At 74.6% G+C, this 11,736-nt stretch carries 9 protein-coding genes; 7 read left to right on the top strand and 2 right to left on the bottom strand.

Annotation, left to right across the window (positions count from 1 at the left end):
• The first annotated feature begins 17 nt into the window (after window positions 1-17).
• From ACFQ8C_RS12735 to ACFQ8C_RS12705, 7 genes are all read left to right on the top strand, one after another.
• Entirely contained in the window at window positions 18-914 is an 897-nt protein-coding gene (locus ACFQ8C_RS12735; protein ID WP_383455587.1) for an oxygenase MpaB family protein, read from the top strand.
• Window positions 896-3,163 (top strand): tetratricopeptide repeat protein, encoded by a 2,268-nt coding sequence (locus ACFQ8C_RS12730; protein WP_383455585.1) that lies wholly within the window; start codon window positions 896-898, stop codon window positions 3,161-3,163. The genes ACFQ8C_RS12735 and ACFQ8C_RS12730 overlap by 19 nt, the downstream gene beginning before the upstream one ends.
• A gap of 28 nt (window positions 3,164-3,191) precedes the next feature.
• Complete coding sequence (locus tag ACFQ8C_RS12725) at window positions 3,192-3,992, top strand: 4'-phosphopantetheinyl transferase family protein (RefSeq protein ID WP_383455583.1); 801 nt, start codon at window positions 3,192-3,194, stop codon at window positions 3,990-3,992.
• A gap of 162 nt (window positions 3,993-4,154) precedes the next feature.
• On the top strand, window positions 4,155-5,189 hold the full coding sequence (gene tdh, locus ACFQ8C_RS12720) for an L-threonine 3-dehydrogenase (RefSeq protein ID WP_383455581.1): 1,035 nt from the start codon (window positions 4,155-4,157) through the stop codon (window positions 5,187-5,189).
• 3 nt (window positions 5,190-5,192) lie between these two features.
• Window positions 5,193-6,392 carry a glycine C-acetyltransferase gene (locus ACFQ8C_RS12715; protein ID WP_383455578.1) on the top strand — a complete coding sequence of 400 codons (1,200 nt, stop codon included), beginning with the start codon at window positions 5,193-5,195 and terminating at the stop codon, window positions 6,390-6,392.
• Window positions 6,393-6,547: 155 nt separating this feature from the next.
• On the top strand, window positions 6,548-7,465 hold the full coding sequence (locus ACFQ8C_RS12710) for a LysR family transcriptional regulator (protein ID WP_383455577.1): 918 nt from the start codon (window positions 6,548-6,550) through the stop codon (window positions 7,463-7,465).
• Between the two features lie 384 nt (window positions 7,466-7,849).
• On the top strand, window positions 7,850-8,311 hold the full coding sequence (locus ACFQ8C_RS12705; RefSeq protein ID WP_383455573.1) for a DUF6232 family protein: 462 nt from the start codon (window positions 7,850-7,852) through the stop codon (window positions 8,309-8,311).
• A 151-nt stretch (window positions 8,312-8,462) separates the two neighbouring features.
• On the opposite strand, the gene ACFQ8C_RS12700 is transcribed toward ACFQ8C_RS12705, so the two are convergent.
• Window positions 8,463-9,686 carry an MFS transporter gene (locus ACFQ8C_RS12700; RefSeq protein ID WP_383455570.1) on the bottom strand — a complete coding sequence of 408 codons (1,224 nt, stop codon included), beginning with the start codon at window positions 9,684-9,686 and terminating at the stop codon, window positions 8,463-8,465.
• A gap of 202 nt (window positions 9,687-9,888) precedes the next feature.
• The gene (locus ACFQ8C_RS12695; RefSeq protein WP_383455568.1) at window positions 9,889-11,583 is read right to left on the bottom strand and encodes a serine hydrolase; all 1,695 of its coding nucleotides are present in this window, start codon (window positions 11,581-11,583) and stop codon (window positions 9,889-9,891) included.
• Between the last annotated feature and the right edge of the window lie 153 nt (window positions 11,584-11,736).

The following is an 11,736-nucleotide window of genomic DNA, read 5'->3' as shown; positions in this document are numbered from 1 at the left end:
CGCGTAGCCTGAACCCCATGAGGCAGGACGCCGACCCCGGGCTCTTCGGGCCCCGCTCCGTGACCTGGCAGCTGCACGGCGACCCGGTGATGTGGATCGCCGGGGTGAGGGCCCTGTACCTCCAGGCCCTGCACCCCGTCGCCGTGCGCGGAGTCATGATCAACAGCAGCTTCCGGGAGGACCCCTGGGGGCGGCTGATGCGGACGGCGAGCTTCGTCGGGACGCTCAGCTACGGGACGCGGGAGGCCGCCGAGGAGGCCGGCGCCCGGGTACGCCGGATCCACCGGCTGCTCAAGGTGGACGACCCCGCCCTGCTGCTCTGGGTCCACTGCGCCGAGATCGACTCGTACGTCTCCGTCGCCCGCCGCTCCGGGCTGCCGCTCACCGGGGAGCCGGCCGACCGGTACGTGGACGAGCAGCGCACCTCCGCGCGCCTTGTGGGGCTCGACCCGGCGACCGTACCGGCCACCGAGGCCGGCCTCGCCGCGTACTTCGACTCCGTACGGGGCGAACTCACCGCCGGGGAGGACGCGTTCGCCGTCCTCGACTTCCTGCGCAAGCCGCCCGTGCCGCCGGCGCTCCTCGCGGGACGGGCGCTGGTGTGGCGGCGGATCAGCTCACTGGCGTACGACACGCTGCCGGACTGGGCCCACGCCCTCTACGACCGGCCCGTACCGCCCGAAGCCGTCGTCACCCGGCGCCTCGCCTCCACCGCCCGCCTGCTGCGCCGCGTCCCCGCGACGCTCCGCTGGCGGCTCCCGCCCCGCCACATCCTGCGCGCCATGGACCGCCTCGGGCCGGACACCCGACCCGACCCGTACACACTGTCCGTGCCTGCGGCCATACTGGACGGGCCGGAGAGCGTGCACGAAGACGACGGGGGCGACGGCACACGATGGGGGACATCAGACTGATCCAGGGGCGCTACCGCCTGCACGAGGTCATCGGCCGCGGCGGCATGGGCGAGGTGTGGCGCTCCACGGACGAGGCGCTGGGCCGCGGGGTCGCGGTCAAGTGCCTCAAACCGCTCGGCCCGCACCAGGACGCGGGCGTCCAGACCGTGGTCCGCGAGCGGTTCCGCCGCGAGGCGCGCGTCGCGGCGGCGCTCCAGCACCGGGGCATCACCGTCGTCCACGACTTCGGAGAGTACGAAGGCGTCCTCTTCCTCGTCATGGAGCTGCTGGAAGGCCAGAACCTCAGCCAGCTCCTCGCCGCCAACGCCCGGAACCCGCTGCCGGTGCACGAGGTCGTCGACATCGCCGACCAGGTCGCCGACGCCCTCGAGTACACCCACCGCATGGGCATCGTGCACCGCGACCTCAAGCCCGCCAACATCATGCGGCTGCGCGACGGCACGGTGAAGATCTGCGACTTCGGGATAGCGCGCCTCGGCGCCGACATGGGCTTCACCTCACGCCTCACCGGCACCGGCATCGCCATGGGCACCCCCCACTACATGTCCCCGGAGCAGATCGGCGGCGGCGACATCGACCACCGCAGCGACCTCTACTCGCTCGGCTGCGTGCTGTACGAACTCGCCACCGGAGCACCGCCGTTCGACCTCGACGACTCCTGGGCCGTGCTCGTCGGCCACCGGGACACCGTGCCGAGCCCGCCGCGCGCCCTCCGCTCCGAGCTGCCCGACTACTTCGACCGGCTCGTCGTCGACCTCCTCGCCAAGGTGCCCGACCAGCGCCCCCGCGACGCCTCCGACCTGCGCCGCCGGATCGTCAGCGGCCGCACCATCGGCGGTGACACCCGCCTCCTGCCGCCCCTTCCCTCCGACCCGCCGCACCCCACCGACGGAGCCCTCACCCTCCCCGTACCGGAATCCGGCTCCACGCCCGCGTGGGCCCGGACCGTCACCGGCGGGCCCCGCCCCGCCGCACCGGGAGCGCCCCGCACCGGCCACGACCCCGCCGCCGCCGTCCTCACCACCGAGTGGACGACCGCCGGAGCCGGCGCCGACGGTCCCGCCCGCCCCACGACGGACGCCACTCCCGAGCTGCTCGCCGTGCTGGCCGCCCGCCACCGGGCCGGCCTCGGCCTCGGCCGGCTGGGCCGCTGGGCCGAGGCCGAGGACCTGCACCGCTCCGTCGCCGGGGACCGCACCCGGGTCCTCGGCCCCGACCACCCCGACACCCTCGCCAGCGCCTACGAGGTCGCCTTCGCGCTCGGCCGGCTCGGCCGCACCGCCGAGGCCCTGGAGGCGTTCGCACGCGTCGCCGACGCCCGCGCCCGGGTCCTCGGCCCCGACCACCCCGACACCCTCGCCGCCCGCCAGGAGAGCGCCTTCACCCTCGGCCGGCTCGGTCGCCACGCGGAGGCGCACACGCTCTACGCCGAGGTCCTCGCCGTCCGCGAGCGCACCGCCGGCGCCGACCACCCCGACACGCTGCGCTGCCGTCACAACCTCGCGTACACCCTCGCCCGGCTCGGGCGCCTGGAGGAGTCGTACCGCACGGCCCTGGCGGTCGCCGACACCCGGACCCGGCTGCTCGGCGCCGACCACCCCGACACCCTCGTCACCCGCCACGAACTCGCCCACACCCTCGGCCGGCTCGGCCGCGCCGAGGAGGCCCTCGACCAGTACCGCGCGGTGGCCGAGGGGCGGGCCGCCTCGCTCGGCCCGGACCACCCGGACACCCTCGCCGCCCGCTACGAGACCAGCGCCTGCCTCGGCCGGCTCGGCCGGGCCGCCGACGCGCTCGCCGTCTGCCGGGACCTGGTCGCCGTCCGCACCCGCACCCAGGGCGCCGACGCCCCCGAGACCCTGCGCGTCCGGCACGCCCTCGCCCTCCACCTCGCCCGGCTGGGCCGCTGGCAGGAGTCGCTCGACACCGCCCAGGCGGTGCACGCGGCCCGCCGCCGCGTCCTGGGCCCCGACCACCCCGACACCCTGCGCAGCCGCCGCGAGGCCGCCGTCGTCCTCGGCCGGCTCGGGCGCTGGGACGAGGCCCTCGCCCCGCTGAGGTCCCTCGCCGAGGCCCGTGCGCGGACCCTCGGCCCCCTGCACCCCGACACCCTGTCCGCCCTCGCCGACCTCACCCACTGCCTCGACCGGCTCGGCCGGCACACCGAGGCCGACGCCGTACGCCGGGGCGGCACGCCGACGCCCGACGGCCACGGGCCGGGCGGGCCAACTGCGGCCGGAGCGAACTGAGTAGGGTCGGGGCTGGTTGAATGACCATGTGATCATCGACCGCCGCGACGAGCCCACCGCCGAGTCCCGCCCGGACGAGTCCCGCCCGCCCGTCCCCGACCCGGGCCCGGGCCCCGCCCGGGTCGACGTCGACCTGTGGCAGCTCCGGGTGGACCACCTCGCCGAGGAGGATCTGGACCTCTCCGAACTCGACGACGAGGAGCGCGTCCGGCTCACCACACCCCGCCGGGCGGTGGACCGGCTCCGGTACGGCGTCGGGCACATCGCCCTGCGCCGCCTCCTGGCCCCGCGCCTGGGCGTCGCCCCCGCCGCGGTCACGTACCGCCGCGAGCCCTGCCCCGGATGCGGCGCCCTCCACGGCCGCCCGGCCGTCGAAGGGCCTCCCGGCGCCCCGCACTTCTCCCTGTCCCACAGCGGCGACGTCGTCCTCGTCGGCATCGCCGCCCGGCCCGTCGGCGTCGACGTCGAGACCTTCCCCGCGGCCGGCACCGTCCGCGAGGTCACCTCGGTCCTCCACCCGCTGGAACGGGCCGAGATCGCCCAGGCCGGACACGCGCCCGAGGCGTTCGCCCGCGTCTGGTGCCGCAAGGAGGCCTACCTCAAGGGCCTCGGCATCGGCGTGGCCCGCCCCCTCGACCAGGACTACCTGGGCGAGTGCGACCCCTCCGCCCTCCCCGAGGGCTGGGACGTCCGGGGAGTGGCCACCGCCGACGCGCACGCGGCGGCCGTCGCCGTCGAGGGAACCCTGGGAATCGTCCGTTCGAGTTGGCTTCCGGCGTCCTTCGTCACCACCGGAAACCCGGGCGGAACTCCGGGGGAACCCTCCTGAGCAGCGGCGACGTCCCGGCGTGAAGCTGAGCTGTGAGCGCGCTTAAGAAAACCTCGATGGACCGCGAGCCCCCGGTACGGAAGATTCGTCTCCGAGGATCTTGGGCACGCGCGCGTGCCCTGACCCGTACATCACAGGACACGCACGTCGGGAGCCGTGGCATTGAAGGCGTTGGTCAAGCTGAAGGCGGAGCCGGGACTCTGGCTCACGGACGTGCCCGAGCCGGAGACCGGCCCGGGGGACGTACTGATCAAGGTCAAGCGGACCGGGATCTGCGGTACCGACCTGCACATCCGTTCCTGGGACGGCTGGGCGCAGAAGACCATCGCGACCCCGATGACCATCGGTCACGAGTTCGTCGGCGAGGTCGTCTCCGTCGGGCGTGACGTCTCCGACATCGCCGTCGGCGACCTGGTCAGCGGCGAGGGTCACCTCGTCTGCGGCAAGTGCCGCAACTGTCTCGCCGGCCGCCGCCACCTCTGCCGCGCCACCGTCGGTCTCGGCGTCGGCCGCGAGGGCGCCTTCGCCGAGTACGTGGCGCTGCCGGCCTCCAACGTGTGGGTGCACCGCGTCCCGGTCGACCTCGACGTCGCCGCGATCTTCGACCCCTTCGGCAACGCCGTCCACACCGCGCTCTCCTTCCCGCTCGTCGGCGAGGACGTCCTCGTCACCGGCGCCGGCCCGATCGGCATCATGGCCGCCGCCGTCGCCAAGCACGCCGGCGCCCGCAAGATCGTCATCACCGACGTCAGCGAGGAGCGCCTGGACCTGGCCCGCAAGGTCGGCGTCACCCTCGCCCTCAACGTCGCCGAGCGGAGCATCGCCGACGGCCAGCGCACCCTCGGGCTCAAGGAGGGCTTCGACGTCGGCCTGGAGATGTCCGGCAACCCGCACGCCATGCGCGACATGATCGCCAACATGACCAACGGCGGAAAGATCGCCATGCTCGGCCTGCCGAGCGAGGACTTCGCCGTCGACTGGGCGAAGATCGTCACCTCGATGATCACCGTCAAGGGCATCTACGGCCGCGAGATGTTCGAGACGTGGTACGCCATGACCGTCCTCCTGGAGGGCGGGCTCGACCTCTCCCCGGTCATCACCGGCCGGTACCACTACACCGACTTCGAGGCCGCCTTCGACGACGCGGCCTCCGGCAAGAGCGGCAAGATCATCCTCGACTGGACTGCGGGAGCCTGACCCATGTTCGATTCCGTACGCGACGACGTCCGCGCCACCCTCGAAGAGATCCGCGCGGCCGGCCTGCACAAGCCCGAGCGGGTCATCGGCACCCCCCAGTCCGCGACCGTCGAGGTCACTGCCGGCGGCCGCCCCGGCGAGGTCCTCAACTTCTGCGCCAACAACTACCTCGGCCTCGCCGACCACCCGGACGTCGTCGCCGCCGCCCACGAGGCGCTCGACCGCTGGGGCTACGGCATGGCGTCGGTCCGCTTCATCTGCGGCACGCAGGAGGTGCACAAGGAGCTGGAGGCCCGCCTCTCGGCCTTCCTCGGCCAGGAGGACACGATCCTCTACTCCTCCTGCTTCGACGCCAACGGCGGCGTCTTCGAGACCCTCCTCGGCGCCGAGGACGCGGTCATCTCCGACGCCCTCAACCACGCCTCGATCATCGACGGCATCCGCCTCTCCAAGGCCCGCCGCTTCCGCTACGCCAACCGCGACATGGCCGACCTGGAGCAGCAGCTCAAGGAGGCCACCGAGGCCGGCGCCCGGCGCAAGCTGATCGTCACCGACGGCGTCTTCTCCATGGACGGGTACGTCGCCCCGCTCGCCGACATCTGCGACCTGGCCGAGCGCTACGACGCCATGGTCATGGTCGACGACTCGCACGCCGTCGGCTTCGTCGGCGCCGGCGGCCGCGGCACCCCCGAACTGCACGGGGTCATGGACCGCGTCGACATCATCACCGGCACCCTCGGCAAGGCCCTCGGCGGCGCCTCCGGCGGCTACGTCGCCGCCCGCGCCGAGATCGTCGCCCTGCTGCGCCAGCGCTCCCGCCCGTACCTCTTCTCCAACACCCTCGCCCCGGTCATCGCCGCCGCCTCCCTCAAGGTCCTCGACCTCCTGGAGTCCGCCGGCGACCTGCGCGACAAGCTCAACGCCAACACGGCGCTCTTCCGCAGCAGGATGACGGCGGAGGGCTTCGACATCCTCCCCGGCGACCACGCCATCGCCCCCGTGATGATCGGCGACGCCGCGGTCGCCGGAAAGATGGCCGAGCTGCTCCTGGAGCGCGGCGTCTACGTGATCGGCTTCTCCTACCCGGTCGTCCCGCAGGGCCAGGCCCGCATCCGCGTCCAGCTCTCGGCCGCCCACTCCACGGAGGACGTGAACCGCGCGGTGGACGCCTTCGTGGCGGCCCGGGCGGAGCTCGGCTCCTGATTCCAGGATCCAAGATCACGGATCCAAGATCACGGATCCAAGATCACGGATCCAAGATCACGGATCGTGGATCGTGGATCCAAGATCACGGATCGTGGATCCAAAATCCCAGGCCGCAGGCGTAAGCGCCGCCCCCGGCCTGGGACACTGGGCGCATGATCGAAGCAAGGCGGTTGCACATCCTCCGCGCGGTGGCCGACCACCGTACGGTCACTGCGGCGGCCGCCGCGCTGTACCTCACCCCCTCCGCCGTCTCCCAGCAGCTCGCCGCCCTGGAACAGGAGACGGGCCACCGGCTCGTCGACCGCAGTGCCCGAGGCGCGCGGCTCACTCCTGCCGGGGAGATCCTCCTCGGCCACGCCAACGCCGTCCTGGCGCAGCTGGAACGGGCGGAGGCGGAGCTGGCGGCGTACGGCTCCGGCGAGGCGGGCACCGTCACGGTGGCCGCGTTCGCCACCGGCATCGGCCTCGTCGTCGCCCCCGCCATCGCGGACCTCGCCACCACGGCACCCGGCATCCGGGTCAGGGTGCGGGACGCGGAGGGGGACGCGAGCCTCCTGATGGTGCTGGACCGGCAGGTCGACGTGGCCGTGGCCGTCGAGTACCGGGGAGCGCCGGGCGAGGACGACGACCGGCTCACCCGGGTCCCGCTCTACGCGGAGCCCTTCGACGTGGTCCTGCCGCCCGGCCACTCCTTCGTCGGCACCGAACGCATCGCGCTCGGCGACCTCGCCAAGGACGCCTGGGTCGGCCAGTCCACGGGCAACCCCTGCCATGACGTGACCGTCCTGGCCTGCGAGTACGCCGGGTTCGCCCCCCGTTTCGAGCACGTCTCGGACGACTTCCGCGCCGTCGTCGCGCTCGCCGCCGTCGGCGCGGGCGTGGCGCTCGTGCCCCGTTCGGCACTGCGCGGCATGGACCTCAGGGACGTCGCCATCCGTCCCGTCGACGGTGTCGCCCCCACGCGCCGCGTCTTCGCGGCCGTGCGCCGGGGCGCGGAGGAACACCCCCTCATCGCACCCGTCCTGACCGCCCTTCACACGGCCGCCGCCCTCGGCGCCGGAGAGCCGTGAGGGGCCCGGTACCGGCCCGCCGGCGCGGCAGCGTCTCCGAGAGCCGTACGGCCGGGGATTGGCCGGTTCTCCTCTGCCGTGTGGGGCGGGGGCGGCGCTTAATGGGGCTCCCGCGAGGCGCGGGGTGAGGGACGAGTGCAGGGGGAGCGCATGACCACCGCCGGGAGCCCCGGGGCGCCGCCGCCCGGCAATCCGCCCACGCCGCCGGCAGGGCCGCAGGCCGTACCGCCGCCGACGCCGCCGGCCCCTCCGCAGATGCCGCCGGCTCCTCCGCCGACGCCGTCGCTCATCCTTCCGCCGACGCCGCCGGCAAGCTCGGCACCGCCGCTGTTCCCGTCGCCGCCGCGTCCGAAGGAGGTCCTGAAGATCGGGGTCAGGGGCCGGATGCTCTGGGTGGGCGCGGCGGCCCTGCCGCTGCGGAACATCACCCGGGTCGAGGCACTGAGGCTCAAGCCCTTCCGGGGCACGTTCTTCGTCCGCTTCCTGAAGTGGCTGGCGATCACGGTCCTCGCCTACGTGCTGCTCGACGAGGCGGACGTCGGAGACGCGCGGATCGGGGAGAGCGGCAGTCCGGTCATCCTCGCCGCCGCGATCGGGCTGGCCGTCTTCCTCCTCACCGAACTGTTCCGACCGAAGAGGCCGGTGCTGGCCGTGGAGACGGCCGGCGGTTCCCTGGTGGTCGTGACCCTGCCCACCCTGGACGAGCTGCGGGTCGTCGCCGGGCAGATCGTCCACGCGATCGACCATCCGGAGGCCGAGTTCACGGCGGACGTCCACCAGTTGAACAACCACAACGGGGACGTCATCCACCAGCACGGCAAGTTCACCATGGGGAAGAAGCCGTGACCGAGTCGACGCGTCACACGGCTTGTCACGGTGACGTGGTCGACCGGGACGGGGACCACGACATCGGCATCCGGAAGGGCGGTGCCGCCCCCGACCGGCGCTTCGCGCCGTCGTGGGGGAGCTGACCGCCGAGCTCCGCGCCCTCGTCGGCCTAGACGGTCGCCGCCACGCGGGTCCCGGTGCCCCGGAGCAGCAGGGGGGTGGCCAGCAGGAGGGCGCCCGCGACGGCGAGGGCGGTGCGGGGGCCGGCGACGGCGCCGAGAAGGCCGCCCAGGGCCGTGATGGCGGCGATGGAGAGGCTCGCGCTGACCGACCAGGCGGCGAGGGTGCGGGCGAGGCGGGTGGGGTCCGTGTGGCGGAGACGACGGGTGGCGAGCAGGGGGTTGAAGACGCCGCAGGACGCCACCAGGCCGAGCTGCACGACCATCACCACCACCATGCCGGCGGCGCCGGACGGTACGAACGCGAGCCCCAGCGACCAGCAGGAGCGCAGTACTCCGGCGGTACGGAGCACGCGGGCGTCGCCGTACCGGGCCGCCAGCCGGGGCGCCAGGCGTGCGCCGACGAGCCCGCCGACGCACGGGGCCGCGAAGACGAGCCCGTACTGCCAGGGGGAGAGGCCGAGGTCGCGCAGGAGGAGGACGGCGAGGAGCGGCTCCGAGGCCATGATCAGGCCGTTGACCGCGATCGCGTTGAGGAAGAGCGGCCGCAGCACCGGGTGGCGCAGGATGTGGCGCCAGCCCTCCAGCAGGTCTCCGGCGCGCAGCCGTCCCTCCGGGCGCCGGGCGGGTTCCGGTTCCGTGCCGCCGACGGAGCGGATGCCCAGGGCGGAGAGGAGGTAGCTGCAGGCGTCGGCGAAGATCGTCGTCACCGGTCCGAGGAGTCCGATCGCGGCGCCGCCGAGCGGCGGCCCGGCCATCGAGGCCGTCCAGTTCGTCGCCTCGAAGCGGCTGTTGGCGACGAGGAGGTCCTCCGGCGGCAGGAGTCCCTTGAGGAAGGCGCCGCTCGCCGCCCGGAACGCGATGTCCGCCGTCGCGACGACCACCGAGACCACCATCAGCTGGGCGAAGCCCAGCCACCCGAGGAGGTACGCGACGGGAACGCTGGCCAGCGCCCCGAACCGCACCAGGTCCATCGCCATCATGACGGGCCGTTTCCGCCGGAACTCCACCCACGGCCCGAGCGGCACCGCGAGCACCGCCCCGACCGCCCGTCCCGTCGCCGCCAGCGCGGCCACCTGGGCCGGGCCCGAGTCCAGCACGACCACCGCGAGCAGTGGAAAGGCACCGAAGCCGAGCCAGGTGCCGTACGTGCTCACCGCGTACGCGGCCCACAGGCGTCCGAACCGCCGCCCCAGTGCCCTCCGCGCCGCCATCCTCGTCCCGCCCGCCCTCTCCGCCCCGACCGAGCCGTCGACTCTACCTGCGGCGGCCCTCGCCGCCGGCGGCCGGATCGTGAGCGGCGCCGCCGCCCCCTCGAACGTGGTCCTCGCCGCTCCCGAGGGCGGCGAGGTGCGCGTCGCGGCGTCGCGGGCCGCCCGCCCGGGCCGTGGGCCCGTCCAGGCGGCCCGGGCCGCCTCAGTCCGCCGAGCGGTGCCAGCCGACGGGGGTGACGCGGGAGGCGTCCGGGGGGACGGCCTCGTCGAAGAGGGTCCGGCCCTCGTCGTCCAGGACCCGGATGCGGGTCGCGTACACCCCGCGTCCGACGGGGCGGGCGGCGGTGGCGTAACGGAAGCGGAGACGGAGGAGGGGCGGCGCGGAGGGCGGGAGGACGGCGGTGAGCCGGTGCCAGCGGCGGCCGGACCAGCCGGACGCCGTGCCGTCCGGGTGGTCGCGTTCCTCCGCCGGCCGGTCGAGCGGGGCGGTGCGGAAGGGGACGGGGCGCCAGTCCGCGAGGCCGTCGGGCGCCGCCTCCAGGACCAGGGGGTCGGTGGCCGGCGCGGTGTCCCACCAGAGGAGGCAGGTGAGGCGGGCCGTGCCCGGTCCCGTCGCGGGGAGGGTGAGGGTCGCGTCGGCGGGCGCGTCCATGCCGGAGAACCAGGCCGTGGGGCCCGTGCCGGCCGGGGGGCGTACGGGGATCGCCCGGGCGAGGCGGTTGGCGGCGGCCACCCGGGGCGCCGAGCCGGCGCGCCAGGTGCGGACGGGGTGCACCGAGTTGGCGAGGAGGACGAGGAACGCGTCGGTCTCCGGGTCGAGGACGAGGCTGGTGCCGGTGAAGCCGGTGTGTCCGGCGGTGCGCGGACCGGAGAGGGCGCCCATGTACCAGCGCTGGTCCAGTTCGAAGCCGAGGCCGTGCGCGTGGCCGGGGAAGTCCTGGTTGACGTCGGTGAGGAGGAGGTCCACGGAGGCGGGGGAGAGGATGCGGGCGGAGCCGTACGCGCCGCCGTCGAGGAGGGTGCGGGCCAGGACGGCGAGGTCGCGGGCGCGGGAGAAGACGCCGGCGTGACCGGCGACGCCACCCATGGCGTACGCGTTCTCGTCGTGGACCTCGCCCCACACCATGCCCCGGTCGAGGCGCGCCCACGGCCGGCGGGCGTCCTCGGTGGCGGCGGTCTCCGCCCGCCAGGAGAGCGGGGGGACGAAACGCGTGCGGTGCATCCCGAGTGGAGCGGTGATCTCGTCGTGGAGCAGTGTCTCCAGGCCGTGACCGGTGATCCGTTCCAGGAGCAGGTGCAGCGCGACGAGGTTGAGGTCCGAGTAGCGGTACGCCGTCCCCGGTGGCGCGACCGGCGCCTCCTCCCACAGCATCCGCAGCCGCCCCTCCCGGTCCGGCGCGTCGTACAGCGGCAGCTCCGCCCGCAGCCCCGAGGTGTGGCCGAGCAGCTGCCGGACCGTGATCCCCGCCTTCCCCGCCCGGCCGAACTCCGGCAGGTACGCGGCGACCCGCTCCCCGAGCTCCAGCGCGCCCCGCTCCACCTGGCGCACGGCGAGGATCGCGGTGAAGAGCTTGGTCAGCGACGCCACGTCGAAGACCGTGTCCGGGGTCATCGGGATCCGCGCCCGCGGGGCGAGCCCGACGGCCGTGTCGTTCTCCTCGTCGTACGCGGCCCAGCGCGCCGCCCACCCGACCGCCCGGTGCAGCGCCACCGTCCCGCCCCGCCCGGCGAGCAGGACGGCCCCCGCGCACCACGGATGCACGGGGGACGGGCCGAGGAAGCGGCCCAGCTCCCCGGTCATCGCGTCCAGCTCCCGGCCCAGCAGCCCGGCCTCCTCCGCCGTGCCCCACCGCAGCGCTCCGGCCCTCTCGGTGGCCCCACGTCCCGCCCCGCCCATCCGTCCGCCTCCCGGTACTCGGTCCCGCCCGCACACGCACACGCACACGCACCCGCACACGCACCCGCACACGCCGCACGCACACCGCCGCCCACGCACGGCCCGCACGTACACCCCCACCCTCCCCGACCCGGCCCCTCCGCGCCCGCACCG

It is taken from the genome of Streptomyces sp. NPDC056503 (assembly GCF_042794995.1).
In the GTDB taxonomy this organism is placed as follows: Bacteria; Actinomycetota; Actinomycetes; order Streptomycetales; family Streptomycetaceae; genus Streptomyces.
Note: the sequence above shows the minus strand (reverse complement) of the source record. Positions and strands in the feature narration are given on the sequence as shown.

Bases quoted from the DNA above. Each gene is read 5' to 3' on its own strand.
- ACFQ8C_RS12735 (WP_383455587.1), top strand. From the start codon at position 18: ATGAGGCAGGACGCCGACCCCGGGCTCTTCGGGCCCCGCTCCGTGACC.
- ACFQ8C_RS12730 (WP_383455585.1), top strand. From the start codon at position 896: ATGGGGGACATCAGACTGATCCAGGGGCGCTACCGCCTGCACGAGGTC.
- ACFQ8C_RS12715 (WP_383455578.1), top strand. From the start codon at position 5,193: ATGTTCGATTCCGTACGCGACGACGTCCGCGCCACCCTCGAAGAGATC.
- ACFQ8C_RS12710 (WP_383455577.1), top strand. From the start codon at position 6,548: ATGATCGAAGCAAGGCGGTTGCACATCCTCCGCGCGGTGGCCGACCAC.
- ACFQ8C_RS12705 (WP_383455573.1), top strand. From the start codon at position 7,850: ATGCTCTGGGTGGGCGCGGCGGCCCTGCCGCTGCGGAACATCACCCGG.
- ACFQ8C_RS12700 (WP_383455570.1), bottom strand. From the start codon at position 9,686: ATGGCGGCGCGGAGGGCACTGGGGCGGCGGTTCGGACGCCTGTGGGCC.
- ACFQ8C_RS12695 (WP_383455568.1), bottom strand. From the start codon at position 11,583: ATGGGCGGGGCGGGACGTGGGGCCACCGAGAGGGCCGGAGCGCTGCGG.